The organism is Alteromonas sp. LOR, assembly GCF_000753865.1.
Classification (GTDB): Bacteria; Pseudomonadota; Gammaproteobacteria; order Enterobacterales; family Alteromonadaceae; genus Alteromonas.
Genome location: NZ_JQFW01000031.1, coordinates 196895 through 217514, shown reverse-complemented (window position 1 = coordinate 217514; position 20620 = coordinate 196895). Strand labels below are relative to the sequence as shown.

The following is a 20620-nucleotide window of genomic DNA, read 5'->3' as shown; positions in this document are numbered from 1 at the left end:
GACAAGTTTGACGAGAGCGGACGCATCATAAAGCTTACCAATACTGGCTATTTTAAATAAGGCTTGAGGGGAAGCGGGGGTTTTAGTATCCCGCTCGTGAAAGCCTTCAGCATATAATTCACCCGCTTTGCCGTTTCTATCGACATATACGATTATGCCATCGAGTCGTTCCTCTACGGCATTCGCCAGTTCCTGCTCTACGGTATTCGGAAGTGGCTTTAGATAGTAAAGTCCGAATTCCCATGGCGCAAACACGTAGATACTAGTAAAGGTGACAATAGCAGCGGCAATGCGAATTGCCGCTAATTTGCTTTTTTCCATTTGCTTAAGTTCCAAATTGTGATTCTAAAGCTGAGTATAAAATACTTAACAGTGTAAGTTTTAATGCCACCGCGCAGCTAAATTACATTCAACCCATACATATCTTTCACGCTATGAATAACAGTGTTGGTTCTGTTTCTTGAGATCTCTTCAAATAGTAGCGAAGTTCTGCTTCACGTACGCAGCTGCCATTGAAATCTTGCAAACTCAACGACAGGTATTGGCACCGAAAAGACCGACACCAAGCAAATCCTTATGTCCGCTTTGTCGGAGTTTTTGCCGTTTTAAAAATGGCGACTGCCGACCTAAAGCTGACATTAGCAAATGTAAGCTTTCAGACTTTTTTGGGCGATTACCAGATTGTCACCACCGCGCAGGCGGTGGTCTGTTGAAGACAAAGAGCGGACCTTACCAGTCTCTAAAGAGAGTAAGTTTCTCATCTATCAACTGGTCAAGGTTTAAGTGGATTCGAGTTTACTGAAAATACCGCAAGTTTGAATTGTACTCCTACCTGAGCATTCGGTTGATAGTTGCTCTAATGTGATTTGCAGTCCTTGCAGTTCACATATCTTTTCCTGAACTTTTAAAAGATGCTTTGCGATAAGCTGATTTACCTCATTACAGCTTTCATCGGGCGTCTCCTTCCGGTGTAACAATGTCGCAATCTCTTTAATTGATATTCCCAGTGTGCGGCATTGTCGAATAAAGACCAGCCTTTCTAACGCTACGCTATCATAAACTCTATAGTTTCTTGCACTGCGCGAAGGGAGTTTTAACAATCCGCTTCGCTCATAGAGTCGAATCGTTTGAACAGTGCAGCTTGTTTTTCTAGCCAGTTCGCCTATTTGCATAACTTTCAATTCTTATTTGACCCTATACCGAGTATAGACATTATAGTTTTGTTTTTAAACGGCAAGCAAAAGCGAGCGAGGCGTTCGAAATGAAATCAGTTGGAGTATGGATTGGTGTAATTTCCATTTGTATATGTTTAGTGCATGGTTTTTTCACAGGGCAAAGCGTAGTTCATAGCTTAGTTTTACACCCTATCGTGCTTCTAGCCAGCCTCTCATTGATAGCTTTTAGTTATCGTGAGCGTAACGTTAGAAATTCTGGTTCTAAGCACAAAAAAGGCTACTGCGAAAGAGCAAAGCCATTTGTACAAACAAAACTAAATCAAGCAAACACAGCTCGCGAAAAAGGCGATGTTAAAGCTGAGTTTAAACATCTTGAGGACGCTCATGTCATCGGCCAACGTTCAACGTATCTGCATACGCTAGTTCATTGGTAGATGTTGGTATTTGGCGTTCGTTACAAGATTCTCAACGAAGTCATTGGGCAATCTGGCGCTTATTGGGAGCTATAACTAAAACGGTAGTAGGACTTTTACCTCATGGTAATACTGGCGGCAGCAATATCAGCGCATTTAAATCAATGCCAATATCGGAACAGAACCAAATCGTTTTAGCAAAAATAAATGCCAAGACATAATGTGCATTTAGTAAGCCATGAGATGAATGAAGGCAATAGACAGAACCGAAAGTTCGAAGGTCCGTTTTCGTACGGTGCAGTCTGTTTTAGAGCCGTAGTGTATTGACAGTTTGTCTTCAGACAAGAAGCGGACGGCCGAAAACTTTATTTAAACTTCCGCCGTGTACCAAATTCGAACGTTAGATTACATTTATATAAGCTATTTTTATTCTCTTAATAAGTCGCTAGCTCTCTTCTCAAGGATGATATCAACTCAAATCTGCCAACGATTAAGGACTAATATTTCCATTTTTAAAAGTCACCAGAAACGATATATATTCTTCGTCGGTTTTGGTTACAGAAACTTCTGCATATACGGCGTCGCACAGTGCACTTACTATGGAAAGGCCTAGCCCAAAGTTATCTTCAGATGTTCTAGAGGCATCTTTTTGCCAAAGCGGTTCAAACATGTGCTTTAGATCATCCTTATTAACCTCTGTCCCCACCTTATTTGTCACTCTGAGGTAAATATTACTAGAATTATTTACACCTAAGCTCACAAGTATTTCTGTATCAGTTTTTCCGTGTTCGATAGCGTTATCTATCAGATTACTTATTATCGATTCTACTGCGACGTGATTGCTCTTGACGCTCAATTGAAAATTGGAGCAAACCTGCACCTTAACATTTCTTGCTTCTTTGATCTGAATAAGTTGAGTTACTAATTTGTGGATATCTATCTCATCAGTAAGCTCAAGGCTCTTAAAACTATACTTTTGAATTAACATAAGGCCAGAAATAATATTTTTCATTCTTGTGCCTATTTGCAACACACGTGGCTTAAAATCTTTTTCTAATCTTATTTCTCCTGGAAACTTAATCGCTACTTCGGTCATATTTATCAGCTCAGTGACAGGCGTTTTTAGCTCGTGAGCGATGTCCGAAGTCAATCTCTTCTCGCGCAGGTAAAGCGAATAATTATCTTCAATAAAGTGATTCAAGCTTTGGGTGATTGGTTCTAACTCCTCAACATCATTTTGAAAAGCTTCATGTTTTTGTCGGGTAGTAAATCGTAGTCCTTTTATCTTGGCATTTAAGGCATCCAAGGGTGCCAGAGCATAAGCCACAGTGTTGCGCACGGTAAATCGAACAACTAAGGGCACGATAATTAATGCAAATAGAAAAGCACCATCGATAAACCACAATGTGAAATTTAACAATTCTGTAGATGTTGCGTACGCGATAACCATTGAAGGGCGAGTATCGTTACCCATGACACGATAAAATTCAGCTCTGTCTTCTGAATCAATCTGAGGTATATATCGAGTGTAAATTACCCGACCTGTACGGCCATCGGGCAGAGTAATATCCTGGAAAGAATATTCTTCCAAGCCAATGCTGCTGTAAGGCAATTCATTGATGGTGTAAAGCCCCAGAGTGTCTGATTTTTCAAACGTTGAGTCTTTGTACCAAAGTTGAAAATACTCGGGGGAGGACGTCCCTTCAAACTCAGGCAAATACTCTCCTGAAAATTCGAACTCCACACCCTCGACATCTTCATTTACCAAGCTCTGAAGCATACCAATCTTTGCCTTCATAGCCTGATTAAATTCTTGTTCGACCCAAGAATCAACGCCAATATCTGCTGCAAGTAGAACGGCGATCACTAACAGTGAAATAATAATAGAGAGTCTTCGTGTTAATGTTTTACGTATTGATTTCATTAGCTTCTAAAACTGTGTAGCCAAAACCACGTTTACTTCTAATGGGCAGAGACGCGCCGCTTTCCCTTACTTTTCTCCTTGCTGAGGAAAGGTGAGCTTCAATCGCATTTTTTGAGATATAATCATAACTTCCAGAGATAAATTCACTCAGCATTTCTGATGTAACTATCTTGTGTCTATTGAGGAAAATACATTCAACAATTTTGTATTCATTTGGGGTCAAGTTAATAGCGTTATTATTGTATGTAAGTGTTTTGAACTGGATATTCAGTGTCAAACCGTTGATGGCAACTTGGTCATTGAGACAATTCGCGGCTCCTCTCCTAATCAGGCTAAGAAGCCGAGCAGACAGTTCGTCAAACGAAAATGGCTTAGAAAGGTAGTCGTCTGCACCTGCTAATAGCCCCGTAACTTTGTCTTCGGGCTCAGATCGTGCAGATAGGATTATCACCTTTGTTTCTAAATGTCTTTTTCGTAACGTTTTAAGAATAGTCATTCCGTCCAGCTCAGGTAACATCATATCAAGGATAATAATTTCATAGCTACCAAGCAACGCCATGCTTAATCCCTCAGAGCCAGTGCCAGCAGTATCAACTGAGTAGCCCAACTTTTCTAAGCCTAAGCTCAAACTGTCTCTCAATGATAAGGAGTCTTCTATCAGTAGTATTCTCATAATTTGAAGGTCAACTTTAAAGTCATTTGAGTATACCTTCTCAACCTTAGGATTTGCTGAAGATGGTATTGAACAGGTACATATAGTTAATCTACGTACAAGTGGCTCTATTAACAGAAATCGATTTGCTTCCTTAATTAGCTCTTAAGCTTATCTCGTCATTATATTCATATTAATAACTGTCTTGTGACTAACGATGAAGGTTTATTTTATATTAGCGCTGCTACGTAGTTGATGCTCAATAACCTCTACAGAAATTCCCTTCCAATGGTAAGAGTGATAAAGCAGACATTTTTGACATCAATGGAATAATAACCCATTGTAAAAATTGTGTTTTTTGCAATAAAAAATGCGTCTGGACTTGTTCTAGCATACGCTGATAGCGGCTTCAAAATTATCTATCTGACTGCGCGAAATGTATACTTCCAGTTCAACATTCCATTTTTTTATCCCGTTACCATTTCCCAGATGGAGATATTCAGGTAGCGAATTCGATGGCTGAGCGATTAGAACATTATTACCTCAATTAAATGACTCTTCATAAGCGTATCTTAAGTTTCGTTTGTTAGAGTTTTCCTGTCGAAAATAGAATTTGCTTGATCTTAGGGCTTTGGCAGAGGGCTACGTGCGAATTTCAGTTGTAATACCAGCGAAAAACGAAGAAGAAAATTTAAAACCCTTAATTGAGGAAATTTATAGAGCGTTAACAGATGTAGCAAACTTCGAAGTCATCTATGTCGATGATGGAAGTACGGATAAGACATTTGAGAATTTGCTTTATCTGAAAGCGAGTGGCTTTGACAGAGTCAACGTATTACGGCATAAGCACTCGGTGGGACAAAGTACAGCTATTTGGACAGGGGTGAGCCATGCTGATGGAGAACTTGTAGTAACACTTGATGCGGATGGGCAGAATGATCCCTCTGATATACCAAACCTCCTGACTATAGCCTCTCAATTTCCGTTAGGGAGTCACTTTTGCATTGCTGGTCACCGAAAAAGCAGAAAGGATACAGCTTGGAAGAGATTTCAGTCAAAACTAGCAAATTCGGTAAGAAGTAAATTTCTTAATGATGATACACCTGACACCGGATGTGGGTTGAAGGTCTTTCCAAAACAAACATTCCTCGACTTACCCTATTTTGATCATATGCATCGTTTTCTGCCAGCACTGATCCGGCGACAAGGTGGGATCATTAAAATTGTTGAAGTGAATCACAGAGACAGGCAATTCGGAAAATCTAAATATAACATGTTAGGGCGACTTGGGGTCGGACTAATTGATATGGCAGGAGTTTATTGGCTTCAGAAACGTAATAAACTTAATGATGTTATCTTAAAAAATGAAGAGAGTAATTAATTGAATTCCAGTCTCCTTCGTTTCTTCATTCTGGTACTTACCATTCTGTTTTTTAGTCATTTGATTTCACTCTCTCCCTCATTTGACGCATTTAATCAGGAGTGGATAGACAATCATACCCGTGATAATGGAGTGACAGGGATAGCCAAATTTTTAGCCGTCTCAGTATTTTTACTTACTATCGGACTTCCACGCCAGTTAGTCGCATTTATGGGGGGGTATGCCTTTGGATTTGCTGAAGGTGTCATCTATTCAACATTAGCAGCTACGCTCAGCTGTGCAACAGTTATGGCAGTGTCCCGGTATTTCGCTAGACCGATTATTATTCAACACTTTGAAATGCGGGTGCGCAAGTTAGACCACTTTCTACTTCGCTCTCCCTTTCTTAAGTCCGTTATCATTAGACTGTTGCCAGTAGGGAATAATCTACTCACAAACATTTTTGCTGGCGTTTCAAAAATTCCACGACGCTCTTTTATTCTTGGGTCTACTATTGGCTACATCCCTCAAATGGCGGTTTTTGCATTGATGGGTAAGGGTGTATTAGTCAACTCTGAACTTAAAATAATCATAAGCGCCCTATTATTTGGGATTTCCAGCTTGCTAAGCGCATATCTTTTTAAGGTTTATCGTCGTCAACATAATGACGGTAAAACTCTTCGTTCACTCACAAAAAGCAGCAAATGTAGCAATGAATCAGACGAGCTTAGCCATTAAACATAAGAACAAGCACCCAAATTATACTTTCTGGCTTTTTGTACTGGCTAGCGTGTTGATATTTATCGGGCTTGGGTTAAGAGATCCCTGGCCTGCTGACGAACCTCGTTTTGCACAAGTTGCAAAGGAAATGGTTGAAACAGGTCAGTGGTTCTTTCCAGCCAGAGCGGAAGAGTTTTATCCTGATAAACCACCTGTGTTTATGTGGTCTATCGCTTTTTTCTTTGCGCTATTCGGGTCAATTAAGATTGCCTTTCTGCTCCCATCTGCTTTATGCAGCCTACTCACACTTTTTTTGGTGTATGACATCTCAAAACGACTGTGGAGTACAAAAGAGGCGCTGATCGCAACGTCACTTCTTTTATTGAGTTTTCAATTTTTGCTTCAAGCCAAGTCTGCACAGATAGACGCAATGGTCTGCTGCTGGATAACAATCGGATGCTATGGTCTTCTGCGCTTTTTCTTAGTTGACAGGCAATGGCGTTGGTATTACCTCGCCTTTTTCTTCATGGGAATTGGCGTCATCACAAAAGGGGTCGGATTTTTACCAGTCCTGATGCTGATACCATACTTGATACATCGACGCGTTTGGCCTCAGCGGGACATAACTAAGAAGCAAACCAAAAACTCCGTATTACCGTGGATAATGGGTGCAGTGGTGATGTTACTGGCTATATCACTATGGTTTGTACCTATGTTGATATTGGTCGAAAATAGCCACGATCCATCACTTGCTCTATACAGAGATAACATTCTTTTCAGACAAACGGTCACTCGATATGCTGATTCCTGGCATCACATAAAGCCGTTCTGGTATTACCTCGTTGAGGTTATTCCATTATTCTGGCTGCCAATTAGCATCGCTCTTCCATGGCTCATCCCATTTTGGTATCGCGCAATTAAAAAAGGTGATGCCCGCATACTCTTACCGTTGGGTTGGATTGTACTTGTCCTGCTTTTCTTCAGTGTAAGTCCTGGCAAACGGGGAGTGTACATATTACCCGCATTGCCGATGCTGGCACTGATCTCTGCGCCCTACTTTGATTCAGTTGTTAATAAAAAAGTTTTTTCCTGGCTTTTGTGGGGTGTTGTATTTTTACTATCAGTAGGCTTACTGGGGTCTGGTTTTTCCGGCATAGTAGAAGCATCATTCGCCCTAAAATTAGAAGAAAAGTTCGGGCTTTCTCCGTGGATGTTTTTTCTAGTAACGGGGGTACTGACGTGTCTGGTTACTGTGATTACTTCTAGAGGGAAGCACTGGAAAGCGTGGCCCTATTTCTTGTGTACTCTTTGGGGCATGTACGCTACTTGGGGTTACGCTTTACTTGAAGATGTAAAAACCCCTAAAAGCGTATTTGAAAATATTGAAACAGAAATTGGTAAACATGATGCAACTATTGCACTTGTTGATTTGTCTGAACAGTTTATTCTCTTCTCGCCTTATCCCATCATTCACTTTGGTTATCATACCCCTGTTGATCAGCAATTGTCTGCCGCCTACCAGTGGCTGGAGAAGACTGACAAGGGAAGGTATATCCTCGTCGATGAAAAACACGTACGCAACGATTGTTTTAAAAAAGAAATGGCAACGTCTGTAGGATATGCACATCGCGTCCACTGGGTACTATTATCGCACGAGGCATTAACCGAAAAGTGTCCACTTACGAAAACGACGACTGAGATCTTTAGTTATATCCCAGACAGGCCCGTTACGTGAGGAATGAATATTTTCATACAATTAAAAAATAATGCGAAAATTTTCATTCCACAGTTTTTCTTAAGCGTTATTTAAGTTTTGACAGGTAACTTGTGTGCTAAGAAGTATACGAGAACCTTATTGTGAAATTTCCAAGAACACTAAATTTTAATCCTACATCAGCTCAGTTCATTTTACTTTCTTCATTATTTATCGCAGCAATATTCAACGCACCATTTTTGTCTGCTATTTATGAAGTTGTAGCCCCTGTAACATTGAATGAGTGGGTATTTTTTCTCTCTGTACCGCTCTTGCTAACCTTTATGAATGTTATTTTTTTAAGTTTTTTTGGTGCTTTATTTTTGCCTCGCATCACAGTTGCAATTACCTTCCTTGTCAGTTCTCTTCTACTTTACGGCACCTTGGCTTATGGTGTAATTTTCGATAAGAGCATGATACAGAATGTAATCGAAACAAATTCTGGTGAAGCCTTTTCTTATCTAAATTCAACACTTGTTGTATTCTTCTCTTTGTTGGGGTTAATCCCTGTATTTGCGATTTTCAACCTAGAAATAAATGGGAAGCTCAAGGCGCGAATTAAGCACCTTCTAATACTGAACTTATTAGCTTTACTGGGTATTGCAATTTTAGCCACGTTCCTTTTCAAGAGTTATGCAGCTGTCGGCAGAAATAACAAAGACCTAACGAAGTATATTATTCCCTACGCCTTTTATGATTCAGGGTACAAATACCTTAGGGACACTTACTTTTATCCGCCTTTACCCTACAAAGTGTTAGACAAGCATCCCTACGTAAAAGGGAATGCTGATATAGATCCATCTACTACTGTATTAGTGGTTGGCGAAACGGCCAGAGCGGACAAGTTTTCAAGCAACGGCTATTCGAGGCGTACTACGCCTAATATCCAGAATGCAGGTGCAATCAGTTTTAGCAAGGTAACATCTTGCGGTACTGCTACCGCCGTTTCCGTGCCATGTATGTTCTCAAGGCTCACACGAGAAAATTATAATTCGCGTATTGCAGACAGTCAGGACAATGTTTTAGACATCATTCATCGTGCAGGTGTTAACGTTACCTGGATTGACAATAACAGTAGCTGTAAAGGCGTATGCAAGAGGGTAAATACCATAGACTTCAACCCGTCCAGAGATCAAAAGTTGTGCGATGGAGATTATTGTTATGATGAGGTACTTGTTGACCTTTTAAGAGAAACTCTTTCAACGCCATCTAAAGAAAATAGAGTGATAGTCTTGCATATGATTGGCTCACACGGGCCTACATATTACCGGAGATACCCAAAGAAATTTACTAAGTTCGTGCCTGATTGCCCTAGAAGTGATATTCAAAATTGTGAAGAGGCAGAACTGACAAATACGTACGATAATACTATTGCATACACAGACTACGTGCTAGGCCAGATTATTGAACAACTCTCCACTATTCCTAATTCGTCGATGTTTTATTTATCGGATCATGGTGAGTCATTGGGAGAGAAAGGGCTTTATTTGCACGGTTTCCCTTATAATTTAGCGCCTGTTGAGCAAACGCATGTGCCAATGGTTTATTGGGCCTCCAAGTTTAGCCAGCCTCAATACAGTGATTGCGTAAATTCGTTATCCAGTCATCCTTATTCGCAGGACAACCTTTTTGACACATTGCTTGGTCTTTCTAATGTACAGAGTAGCACCTACCAACCCACTCAGGATATTTTACAAAAATGCGAATCATAGACGAAACCACATCAGAAATGTATTTCGACCCCAAAGCTAAACCAAAGGGCATGTTGCGTATTGTATTAGCAATGAAAAACTCAGTAAGAGCTATAACATGGCTTGTTAAAAACGAGTCAGCGTTCCGGCAAGAATTTATCTTACTTGTCTTAGCAGCGGTAGTGCTTGCTCTTTGGTCAATTTCTTATATGGAAAAGGCGATTTTGCTTTCCTCCGTACTCTTCATTCTGTTCGCTGAAATTGTTAATACTGCAATTGAGGTCACTATTGACCGTATTGGAAAAGAGATTCACCCACTGTCAGGCTTAGCGAAAGATTTAGGCTCAGCGGGTGTTTTCGTGGCTATCGCAATTTCATCATTGTTATGGATAGGAACACTGTGTAGGTATTTTTGATTCGAACCTGTTTGCACCACAATATGGTAACGCTCAGGTATGAGTCAAACTTTCCAACACGTTCATATTGCTAAAAGCAGTAAATCCCTATAATTCACAAACTTTAAAATGGGAAGTTAAAGTGTGTTTTAACTATGGGACTTATTACAAATATCACTAGATGCAGTAATCCGCTAATTGAACGTAACTACCTAAAAGCTCGCAGCAAGCCAACGGCTGCTTCACGTACAGCCCGTGTTAAAACTATTTTGAATGCCAATCTATGGCGGCTTCAGCCACGTTCTTAGTGTAGGAGTAGATGCGTTAGATATTTTATGTGAGTTGTAAAATTAATGCGTTGATAGACTTTTGAGTAGTGATATTGGCTGTTTATAAGGCTTAGCACTTGATTTTAAGGGGATAAGAACTCTTAGACTGTCATGGCCGCTATCAATCCAGTTACGCCCATTATCGACATCATTCTTTTCAGTTTATAGGCCAGCACATGGATGCTCATTTCGGTTAACACATTATGCTTGCGTGTCATTAAGAAGTGTTGCGCACCCATCCACATTTTGATGGTGCCGAATGGATGTTCGACAGTTTGTTTCCTGAGCACCGGAATGTCGCGATTGTTATCAAGACGTTTTTGCATGGCGTCTATAATCGGTTCGTGTATCCAGCGTCTCATTTTCCTTGGCTCTTTTAATGACCTCGTGCATTTATCTCTGATGTTACAATCTCGGCATGCATAAGAATTAACATACCCTTTTTGCTCAAGACCTGCTTCTATTACGTTAAGTTTATGCGGTAATTCCTCGCCCGCAGGGCAAGTATAGATATCTTTGTCCTTGTCATAGAAAAACAGCGATTTGTTAAATATCCCTTTTTTGGCCGAGCCAGAAGTATCAGTTTGAGGCACATTAACGGTAATGCCAATATCGTATGCCGCCTTAATATCAAGGCGGCAGAAGTAACCTTTATCTGCAAGGACGGTGATGTCTTTCTTCTTCACCGCTTGCTGGACTAGTTTCGCCACAGAGGTTAATTGCCCTCTATCAGCGGACTTATCAATATCGTGGCTGATGATAAGATGATGCTTTGTATCGACCGCCGTTTGTACGTTGTAGCACACCTGCCTATCCATGTGCCGAGTCAGTAACAAACGCGCATCTGGGTCGTTCTTCGAGACTTGTTTGTCTGGGTGCGCATTGACTTATTCTTCAATGACTCGTAGCTCTGCTAACCGTTTTTGCAACCACTCTAGTTTGGATGGCGTGGCCTTGTTATCACTTTTTTCAGTCTTATCTTGGGTATCCATATCACTAAGATATTCTGCAATATTTTCCTCAATCCTATTAATTCGGTACTTCACATTGCTTGGTATATAGTTGTTGTCCTTGCTATTGACTGCCTCAAATTTACTGCCGTCGATGACAAAGAGTGAATCTGCGAACATATTCATCTTGCGACACATCTGAACAAATTGCCGGCATACGGCTTTTATACCTTTACCATTATTCTTTCTGAAGTCAGCAATGGTTTTAAAGTCGGGTGATAATCGCGTCAACAAACACATCAATTCAACGTTACGGTGACTTTCTTTTTCTATACGACGAGAAGATTGGATGCGGTTGAGGTAGCCATAAATGTAGAGTTTGAGCATGACGGCTGGATGATAACCTGGGCGACCTTTGCCTGTGGCAATCACCCGCTCAAATCCAAGTGTTTAAAGGTCTAATCCATCTACAACTCGAACAGGATTGTCTTCAGTAACAAAGTCATCAAGCACTTCAGGAAGTAAGGTGGTTTGAGTTCTGGATTGGCCTAAAATATGATCTGCCATCACGTTTTCTCTGTGGTTTAGGTGACCATATAATTATACTAAAAGTGGTAATTTAATAGGCGACAACATTAAGATTGATTAATCATAAACAGCCAGAACTTAGACCAAAAGGTGATCAATAGTTTTCACACAGGCTGGACCTAAAGCCGACATTAGCAAATTTAAGCTGTCAGACTTTTTTGAGTGATTACTAGACTTTCACCACCGCGCAGGTGGTGGTCTGCTGAAAACAAGGAGCGGACGGACAGTTTTAACTTCACTCTATATCGTGTCGATTTTCAAGGGAGAGGTCACAGAATTGACGCCGTAAAAAAGAAATGCTAGCTTAAATTTGTTTATTAAAAGACTAAACTGAGTTGTGCCAGAATTGCTTTTATTTAAGGGATAAAATAAATTTTACTAAATACTTAAGGAATAAAATGAATTTAACTAAATTCGTTGTTTCAATAATACTGCTTACAAGCACTTTTTTCTCACAAGCAAACGTTTCAATTGCTCATGAAAATGTTAATAAACAAAGCGTTGAAGCATACACTTATGAAGATTTCGCAAGTTACTTGGGATTGACTGTTGAGGATTTCCACAAGTTTACCCAAACATATGCGTTGGACAACGCATCCCCATTACAACCAAGTTTCATAGATATTCAAAACCACCCCTCATTTATCGAAGTTCAGCGTTATATTGCGTTGGAAGAGGATGCACCTGGATCCCTTATTGTGGAGGTTCAATCACTATTTGCAAAGAATCAAGAACTATTGGCCGAGCATATGGGAATGTCAGTAGATGAAATAGAGGATCTTCAGACAAGATTTGATGAGCTAACGAGAGTTACCAATCAGTTACAACGAAATAATCAAAAAGAAAGGTTAGGCTCTTCGTTCTCTTTAAGTAATAGTAATGATGAAATTGAAGTCATTGTTGTAACTGCTAAAGAAGATAAATTAGTTGAGACAAGCTCAGGTATATACAATATGCATACCACTCAAATCTGGGACTTTGGCCTTTCTCTTGACGGTGGTAAGGGTGTGAGTTTTACGGTCGAATATCGAACGCCGAATGGAAATTATTATGGGAGCCAATCTTGGTATGCTGACCGTTTTAGAGTATATAATACGTCGAATATATTTTGCTCTTCGGAGCATTGCTCTCTTAACCCATTCTAAATAAGAAATAATAATCTAATTACAGTGATAAGCGGCAAAGCTGCTTATCTGTACTAGTGTGATTACCAAGCGACTTTATAGCAGCGCCAAAATCGTTGTACTGGCTCCACCACCAACCACAAGACCGCATATAAAAATAAATAGGTAAGCTTTTACTGGGTTTTGTCGTGCAGGCTCTACTTCTGTTACTTCCGGTACTTTAAATAGTGTCTGACGCTTTACATCAAAGGCAACGCATAAGGCCATGATAGTCTCTAGTGATGCATTTCCTTTGTTTTCCACCCGCTGAATGGTGCGCAAGTTTACGTCGCATAACTCTGCCAGCTGCGCTTGGGTCCACGCTCGCTCTATGCGCATTCCTTTAACAATGTCGCCTCTCACTTCCATTTGTTATGTCACCCTGCAAAGTGCATAACTGCAAAATAACCAAACACCGCCCCCAAAGCGGCAATACAGGCAATCACAGCGATGTTTTTAAAGAGCGAGTTGTTGCGAGACAGCATAGATATGGACTCTCGCTGCACAGTACGTGCACCTTTTTTTAGGCGCACCTCTGTACGGTAAGTAAAAGGGTTCTCCACTTCCACTTCAAGAGTATAATCTTGGTTGTTTAGTCTAAGTGCATGTCGCCCCGTAAACCGAAACAAATTGCGATGTTCTGATACAGGGTGATCGTCCACATACACAACCTCTTTGCCCGACCACAAACTGCAGTGCACTGCTATATTGTGGCCTTCGTGTTGTAAGTGACACCAAAGCCCCTCCCTCATTGTTATTTGAGTCATAATGTTATCCGGAGAAGCTCATAAAGCCTAAATAACCACAAAGAAAGCCCACAATTAATCCTACGAATAAAAACCTATCCATACTGAAAAAGGATTTCAATAAATTCCCTTTTTCCAATTGCGATAACGTCTCGCTGGCCACTTCTTTACCATCACAAAACAGCGTGACGTTTAATTCACCCCGTAAAACATGTGTCATGTGTGTTTTTACTAGATACTCATGACCATTTTTAGTAAACGTATGTTCACTTTTTGTGCTGCTTAAATTTCTAAACGACGATACCACTTCGTTATTGAAAGACACCTTTTCCTTACCACTAAACACCGAGCCCCACATAGAGATATCATTACCTTCGTGGTCGAAATAAAACCAATACCCATTGTTTAGCGATACTTGACTCATATGTTCTCTTCTTGATACCTGCGATTGTGTTATAACTTCATTTGATTGCATGATTGTTCTCCTTTGTCTCAATGCCAGCGTATTTCATCGGAAATAGCGAGTAAGTGAAACGGCACTAATGCGACAGGACAGTAAATCATCTGTTTTTGTCATACGACACCCCTGTGTCGTATAGGTAAACCATTAAAATATATAAAGAAAATAAAAAGTCATGCGTCAAGTAATTCAGCGTCGCCACGAAGCTTTTGGAACAGCCAACCAATGCCTACAAGGCTAAGTCCCAGCCCAATGAAGGACAGCGCACGGTATAAACCTTCAAGGTTTGCCATATCAACAACGAATGCTTTTAAAATAACTAATGCGAGTAAACCAAAACCCAGTTTTACCGCAAGCTGGTGTTGCTTAAATTGGCCAATAAATATGGTGGCCGTAGCGATTACTAACCAGCACACAGAATACGTATAAAGCTCAGGCTGAGTGAAGCCATTCTCCAATAATAGGTTTGCATTGTGAAAGGCACCGCGAATGATGCTGTTAATGTATAAAAAGGCGAATCCACCTGCAATTACACCTAAATTAATGCGGACTTTTTTGCTTAAAATAGTATTCAGCGCATCAGGAGCGCCCAAAATCATACGCTGTAATGCACTGGACAACACGCTTGTGACGAGTAGTGCTGGTAGTAGCCATTGCAATAGTAACCAGTTAAACACGGTTCCCTCGCCAGTAGGTTGAGAGTGAATAAAGGGGTTATTGGCAACACTAATATCCATATGAGTAATACCTACCCCGATTAACAGCACCAATGCAGCAACGCGGTACAACACTGTCATAGACTGAGCAATAAACGCTCTATAACAGTAGGCCGCAGCGAGTGCACACCACCCTAAGGCTACCAGCACTCGTTCTTGATAATCACCTGCCAGTAAATCAGGATAACTTCCGGTGAGGTAATAGCTTGGTTCCGTTGTAATAAAAAGGGCTGCTACGTGAATGAGTGCACCTTCCAACCACACTTTTAACGTTGTGGATGGGTTGTATTTTTTGGCAATAATTAACGCTGCAAAAATGAGAGGATAAATAATGGCGGTCCAGTGAATCCCCCAAATGCTCTCGTTAGCATAATCTGCCAACCACGGTGCGGCCGTAATTCGCACTAATACGGCAGTTAGCAATATTTTGTATAACCAATCAGGTAGTGTCACTTTATAGCGAGCACTTAATACACTGATACTTGCTACCTGCAAGGCCAAGGCAAACGATAAAACAGCCGCCTCTAACAGCATGGTAAGGCATAAGGTAAGGCACGCATTAGCCAGTACAGCATAAGTGAGCTGACCTAAACCACGAGACTTTAAGGCCACTGTTGTACTGACTATTGCTAATAGCGCTAATTCGAATGCCCAAACACGATATAAAGCGTCCTGCGCCGATGCCGTACTTACAACATAGCTCACACCATATAAAGCAATTGGAAACACAACGATGTAAAACCAAAATGCTGGACGACCTGTTCTATGGGCCATAAACGCCACATAGGACGTAAAGGCAACCACGGCAATCTGCACATATAAATAATACCCTGTAAATAGCGTTGCCAAGTCTTGCGAATTAAGCGCATTTGGAGAAAGACCTCCCGCGTTACCAGCGTTGGCGTAAGCGAAAGGCATGATATCTTTTAACAGTAGAATATGAATGATTGAGGCAACAACCAGTAGACATGGCCAACTGTCGAAGGTGCTGTGTCGGTAAGACGGCAATAACAATAAAGCGCCTAAGACAGCACTGCTTACCCAAATATGCATATCACTGCCGTGGGCCATCAAATAGACATGCAGCAACGTAAAAGGCAGCAGTATGCCAAATAATTCACAAGAGGGTGTTAGCATCGCCTTAACTGACTTAACATCGCTGCACTGCTCTTGCAGTGACCAGCCCAGCGTATGGGTAAAAGAAAACAAATATACAGAAAAAGTAGTAAAGCCAAGCCACACCCAAATATCAAGAGGACCGGTATGATTTACAGCGACAAACGCCCACACAAAGTGCCCAATCATACTTAGCCGCCAGGGCCATATTTGCCCGACCTTTTGAGACACCCACACCCCAGAAAGCGACACTAAGGACACAAAAACAAGCAAAGTGGTAATACTGTTAGAGTCTGACTGAATTAACGCTGGAATGGCATAAGCGCCTGCAATGCCAATTAACGCAAGTAGCGGACCGTAGCGAAGCGCCAGGGAGATAGCGCCAAATGCCACGGCAGCCAACAACGAAAATGCAAATAGTGGCGGAAAAAACTGATAAAAGTCGTAGGCCACTAGAATGATGGCATAACAGGTTATTACCCCGCCACTAGCCAGTGCCGCGCAAATGGTAGGTGAGTAAATGCTGAATTTTTCTCGATGGCGTGCAAGATACTCGGCCAACCCAACAAGACAAAGACCAAAAGCGGCCCCGAATACAATGCGGACCTTGGCAGATACCAGCCCTGCTTCAATAGAGTAAACCGCTAAAAAGACACCGCCAACAGCAAGCACTGCCGCTCCTAGCCACAGTAATGCGTTGCTTTTTATGGATGTCATTAAACTGGAGTCGCTGGAAAAGAAGCGTTTGAAAAACGAAGGTGTACCTGCGTTTTCTTTCGCTTCTGATTGGTGATCGACACTCTCTAAAGATTCGGATGTAGCACTGAATGCGCTAGAAGAAGTGCTTGGAATATCTGATGGGTCTGCGGAGCTTAAATCTAAGGGGCTTGAGTCAGGAAGGCTTAAATCTACGTAGCCTGGATCTTCTGAGTCCGAATTTGCGGAACTTGAGTCTAACGAGGTTTCACCTGAGGAGCCTGCACCTAAAGAGCCTACATCTACAGAGCTTTGAGTATCTGTGCCATTTCTTTCAGATAAGGAGTCTCGTTGTGACATCTGCTTTTTAAGCAGTCGAACTTCTTTCACTAATGCCGTTATTTGGCTTTGCTGGGCAAATGATAAAATAGCTCCAGCGCAAATAACGATGGCGAAAAGAACACCGAATAAAAACAACATAACCAAGGTCCCTGTAGTAATGTGTCGTAAATCGACAGTGTGCTAAGTTGCTTCAAGCGCGTTAAAATGTCAACTTGCTATCCCGCAGTACCCTTGATTCTTCATCCACATCAGCTTATAACTAGTCACTGTCATTTCCAACAAGAAGTCCTATGTCTGTCAAACACCCTATTATTGCTATAACAGGTTCATCAGGTGCGGGTACAACCACAACCACGAACGCCATACGTCACATTTTTAGAAACCTAAATGTGAATGCGGCCGTGGTGGGTGGTGACAGCTTTCACCGCTTTACACGACCTGAAATGGAAGTAGAGATTCGCAAGGCACAGGAACAAGGTCGGCACATTAGCTACTTTGGCCCAAAGGCCAACGATTTCGAACTCCTTGAGTCGATTTTTAGAGAATATGGCAGTTCGGGCACCGGACAATTCAGACAATACCTGCACACCTTTGATGAAGCGGTTCCGTTTAATCAAATGCCCGGTACCTTTACACCTTGGCAAGACTTACCGAAAAATACCGATTTGCTGTTTTACGAAGGACTTCACGGCGGTGTAAAAACCGAAGAAAACGATGTAGCAAAGCACGTGGATTTACTCGTAGGCATGGTGCCTATTGTAAATTTGGAATGGATCCAAAAAATCGTTCGCGACACCACAGACAGAGGCCATTCTCGAGAAGCAGTAATGAGCAGCATTGTGCGTGGGTTAGACGATTACTTTCACTATATTACCCCTCAATTTTCCCGTACCCATGTTAATTTCCAGCGAGTGCCTACGGTAGATACATCAAACCCATTTAGCGCTCGTGAAATACCCACTCAAGACGAAAGTTTTGTAGTAGTGCGGTTTAGGCGTGAAATGAAAAATGTGGATTATCCCTATCTTCTCAAGATGATTGATGGCGCATTTATGTCCCGTATCAACACTCTGGTGGTGCCTGGCGGAAAAATGGGATTAGCCATGGAGCTTATTCTGTCTCCATTACTTGAAGATATTTTAAATAAAAAGCGCCGCGCAGGGCACCAAATGGATTGGTTGAATTCAGACGAAGAGTAAAAAGCGCCGTCTATATCTGTTTCCTATAACAATATATTAACAACAACTAGTCGCAATACTCACTCATTTGCGCCATGGTGATGCTATAAGAATTTATTAAGGATATCACCATGGCCTCGTCTACACCGTCATCTGCACCAGATGCAAACTCACCTGTTACTTCAACCCAAATATGGTTAAACCAAAACAACCTCAATGAGACAAAAGTGGTGGATGTGCAGCTTGATAGCGAGCACCTCAGCGAGGGCGAACTCATTCTAGAAACTGACAGTTTTGGCTTTTCGGCGAATAACATTACCTATGCTGCGCTGGGTTTTAAAATGGGCTATTGGGGATTCTTTCCCGCTGAAGAAGGTTATGGCATCGTTCCGGTGTGGGGTTTTGCCACAGTAAAAGTATCTCGTCACCCTGATATTAATGAAGGTGAAAAGGTATTTGGCTATCTGCCAATGGCGAGTCACTGGGTCATTAAGGCAGGCAAAGTAGCAGCTCATGGCTTCTTTGATATTCATGAAAATCGCAAAAGTATTAGCCCAGTTTACGACCAATACCTTCGCTGCAGCGCCGACCCTGGTTACGATGCTAACCGTGAAGCGTGGCAGCTTAACTTTCGTCCCCTGTATATGACCTCTTTTGTATTAGACGATTACGTGGCAGAGCTTTCAAAGGGCGAGTCGTTACTACTTTCAAGTGCATCAAGCAAAACAGCACTAGGTACCGCACAGCTGTTAAAAGACCAAAAAGCGCAAAGAGGTGCAAGCTACAAAGTGATTGGGCTTACCTCACCGGCAAATGTAGATATGGTGAAAGCCACCGGCTGTTATGACGATGTTATAAGCTACAGCGAACTAGATAAACTGGATAAAAATGATATCTTCTGGTTACTCGATTTTGCTGCCAACGGTACCTTGATTAACAATATTACTCAGGCCATAGGCGATAAGTTGAGTAAGGTATCCCTTATTGGCGCCACCGACTGGGAGGCCCAAGAAAAGCCAAATCCAAAACTGCTAGATGCTGAAATATTTTTCGCGCCCTCGCGGGTAAAATTGCGTCAAAAAGAGTGGGGACACGACGTCTTTTTGAAAAAATATGCTAAAGCATGGAAAGGCTTTGCTAGCAAAGTGGACAACACCTTTTTTAAGCAGAGCCATAAAGGAACGAAAGACATTGTTGCGCTTTACAAAGAAACCCTTAACGGCAACGCCGATACTAAGGCCTTGAACGTGGTCTCATTTAAATAGCGCTCGCTGTTTGTTCAGCCTCAGCCTTTTAGGCAGCAATTCGTTTTTTGCTGCCTTTTTTGATGCTTTGGTGAATGCCTTATTTGCTAAGGGATACCGAGTAATTTTTGCACAGCAACAATTGACTCGACCTTTGTTGACACTATTTGTAACAAACCGCCCTCTCATTTTACACTTTCTTGCTTTTGTATTTCTCGTCATGTGGTTATAGTGAATCATACGTATTTTCAAGGGTATGGTTATGGGTCAGGAAACCTCAAAAATTCTCGTTGTCGATGATGACATGCGCCTTCGCAGTCTGCTTGAGCGCTATTTATTAGAGCAAGGCTATCAGGTTCGAAGCGCGGCTAACGCTGAACAGATGGACAGACTATTAGAACGGGAAAACTTTCACCTTATGGTGCTAGATTTGATGTTACCTGGAGAGGACGGACTTTCTATTTGTCGTCGCCTACGCCAAACCGGAAATGACATGCCCATTATTATGTTAACTGCGAAAGGTGACGAGGTAGACCGCATTATAGGCCTTGAAATGGGTGCTGATGACTACCTACCCAAGCCGTTTAACCCTAGAGAGTTACTCGCACGAGCCAAAGCGGTTTTACGCAGGCGCAGCAGCGAAGCGCCAGGCGCACCGTCAAAAGACGTTCAAATTATCGAATTTGGTGACTATACGCTTAATTTAGCCACACGAGAAATGACAGCAGGCAATACCCCGCTAACCCTGACGAGCGGCGAATTTGCTGTTTTAAAATCTTTAGTGACTCATCCAAGAGAGCCGCTGTCTCGTGATAAGCTTATGAACCTAGCCCGCGGTCGCGATTACAGCGCATTAGAGCGCAGTATTGATGTTCAAGTGTCTCGCTTACGTAGAATGCTCGAAGAAGACCCAGCAAACCCGAGATACATTCAAACCGTGTGGGGTCTTGGCTATGTCTTTGTACCCGATGGCGAACAAGTATAAACCATGACGCCCCAGCAGCAATCC

At 41.8% G+C, this 20620-nt stretch carries 18 protein-coding genes and 2 pseudogenes; 11 read left to right on the top strand and 9 right to left on the bottom strand.

Annotated elements, in window-relative coordinates; translation table 11 throughout:
• Together JV36_RS0112345 and JV36_RS0112340 are read right to left on the bottom strand one after the other, a co-directional pair.
• Positions 1–321: pseudogene (locus tag JV36_RS0112345) on the bottom strand (serine hydrolase); the annotation flags it as partial.
• Positions 322–779: 458 nt separating this feature from the next.
• Positions 780–1172 carry a MerR family transcriptional regulator gene (locus tag JV36_RS0112340; protein ID WP_032095361.1) on the bottom strand — a complete coding sequence of 131 codons (393 nt, stop codon included), beginning with the start codon at positions 1170–1172 and terminating at the stop codon, positions 780–782.
• A gap of 89 nt (positions 1173–1261) precedes the next feature.
• Between JV36_RS0112340 and JV36_RS20020 the strand changes: the two genes are divergently transcribed.
• Both JV36_RS20020 and JV36_RS20050 read left to right on the top strand, forming a co-directional pair.
• Positions 1262–1609, top strand: coding sequence for a DUF3703 domain-containing protein (locus JV36_RS20020; RefSeq protein WP_326938228.1), 348 nt, complete (start codon positions 1262–1264; stop codon positions 1607–1609).
• Positions 1603–1809 carry a DUF3703 domain-containing protein gene (locus JV36_RS20050; RefSeq protein WP_442853191.1) on the top strand — a complete coding sequence of 69 codons (207 nt, stop codon included), beginning with the start codon at positions 1603–1605 and terminating at the stop codon, positions 1807–1809. The genes JV36_RS20020 and JV36_RS20050 overlap by 7 nt, the downstream gene beginning before the upstream one ends.
• A 269-nt stretch (positions 1810–2078) precedes the next feature.
• Here the strand turns inward: JV36_RS20050 and JV36_RS0112330 are convergent, their stop codons facing one another.
• Both JV36_RS0112330 and JV36_RS0112325 read right to left on the bottom strand, forming a co-directional pair.
• Positions 2079–3512, bottom strand: coding sequence for a sensor histidine kinase (locus JV36_RS0112330; protein WP_032095360.1), 1434 nt, complete (start codon positions 3510–3512; stop codon positions 2079–2081).
• Positions 3496–4185, bottom strand: coding sequence for a response regulator transcription factor (locus JV36_RS0112325; protein ID WP_032095359.1), 690 nt, complete (start codon positions 4183–4185; stop codon positions 3496–3498). Before JV36_RS0112325 ends, JV36_RS0112330 begins: the two co-directional genes overlap by 17 nt.
• 625 nt (positions 4186–4810) lie before the next feature.
• On the opposite strand from JV36_RS0112325, the gene JV36_RS0112320 reads away from it, so the two are divergent.
• From JV36_RS0112320 to JV36_RS0112300, 5 genes are all read left to right on the top strand, one after another.
• Entirely contained in the window at positions 4811–5545 is a 735-nt protein-coding gene (locus JV36_RS0112320) for a glycosyltransferase family 2 protein (RefSeq protein ID WP_032095388.1), read from the top strand.
• Positions 5546–6262, top strand: coding sequence for a TVP38/TMEM64 family protein (locus JV36_RS0112315; RefSeq protein WP_032095358.1), 717 nt, complete (start codon positions 5546–5548; stop codon positions 6260–6262). It abuts the gene before it with no gap.
• Complete coding sequence (locus tag JV36_RS0112310; protein ID WP_032095357.1) at positions 6237–7979, top strand: ArnT family glycosyltransferase; 1743 nt, start codon at positions 6237–6239, stop codon at positions 7977–7979. The genes JV36_RS0112315 and JV36_RS0112310 overlap by 26 nt, the downstream gene beginning before the upstream one ends.
• A 122-nt stretch (positions 7980–8101) precedes the next feature.
• A complete protein-coding gene (locus JV36_RS0112305) occupies positions 8102–9709 on the top strand; it encodes a phosphoethanolamine transferase (protein WP_032095356.1) in 1608 nt (535 codons plus the stop codon).
• Positions 9697–10104: a diacylglycerol kinase gene (locus JV36_RS0112300; RefSeq protein WP_032095355.1), complete on the top strand. Its 408-nt coding sequence runs from the start codon at positions 9697–9699 to the stop codon at positions 10102–10104. Before JV36_RS0112305 ends, JV36_RS0112300 begins: the two co-directional genes overlap by 13 nt.
• Positions 10105–10513: 409 nt before the next feature.
• On the opposite strand, the pseudogene JV36_RS19105 reads toward JV36_RS0112300, so the two are convergent.
• A pseudogene (locus JV36_RS19105) lies at positions 10514–11929 on the bottom strand (IS1182 family transposase).
• A gap of 419 nt (positions 11930–12348) precedes the next feature.
• Between JV36_RS19105 and JV36_RS0112290 the strand changes: the two are divergent.
• On the top strand, positions 12349–13095 hold the full coding sequence (locus JV36_RS0112290) for a hypothetical protein (protein WP_032095354.1): 747 nt from the start codon (positions 12349–12351) through the stop codon (positions 13093–13095).
• A gap of 75 nt (positions 13096–13170) precedes the next feature.
• Here the strand turns inward: JV36_RS0112290 and JV36_RS0112285 are convergent, their stop codons facing one another.
• From JV36_RS0112285 to JV36_RS0112270, 4 genes are all read right to left on the bottom strand, one after another.
• A complete protein-coding gene (locus JV36_RS0112285; RefSeq protein WP_032095353.1) occupies positions 13171–13482 on the bottom strand; it encodes a helix-turn-helix transcriptional regulator in 312 nt (103 codons plus the stop codon).
• Positions 13483–13490: 8 nt separating this feature from the next.
• Entirely contained in the window at positions 13491–13880 is a 390-nt protein-coding gene (locus JV36_RS0112280) for an immunoglobulin domain-containing protein (RefSeq protein ID WP_081926612.1), read from the bottom strand.
• A 4-nt stretch (positions 13881–13884) separates the two neighbouring features.
• Complete coding sequence (locus JV36_RS19260) at positions 13885–14334, bottom strand: hypothetical protein (protein WP_052010097.1); 450 nt, start codon at positions 14332–14334, stop codon at positions 13885–13887.
• A 158-nt stretch (positions 14335–14492) separates the two neighbouring features.
• On the bottom strand, positions 14493–17327 hold the full coding sequence (locus JV36_RS0112270) for a DUF2339 domain-containing protein (protein WP_052010096.1): 2835 nt from the start codon (positions 17325–17327) through the stop codon (positions 14493–14495).
• 152 nt (positions 17328–17479) lie between these two features.
• Between JV36_RS0112270 and JV36_RS0112265 the strand changes: the two genes are divergently transcribed.
• The 3 genes from JV36_RS0112265 (at position 17480) to ompR (ending at position 20596) form a co-directional block, all read left to right on the top strand.
• Positions 17480–18388, top strand: coding sequence for a phosphoribulokinase (locus tag JV36_RS0112265; RefSeq protein WP_032095351.1), 909 nt, complete (start codon positions 17480–17482; stop codon positions 18386–18388).
• Positions 18389–18498: 110 nt separating this feature from the next.
• Complete coding sequence (locus JV36_RS0112260; RefSeq protein WP_052010095.1) at positions 18499–19632, top strand: DUF2855 family protein; 1134 nt, start codon at positions 18499–18501, stop codon at positions 19630–19632.
• A gap of 241 nt (positions 19633–19873) precedes the next feature.
• Positions 19874–20596: an osmolarity response regulator transcription factor OmpR gene (gene ompR, locus JV36_RS0112250; protein ID WP_032095349.1), complete on the top strand. Its 723-nt coding sequence runs from the start codon at positions 19874–19876 to the stop codon at positions 20594–20596.
• Positions 20597–20620 lie beyond the last annotated feature (24 nt).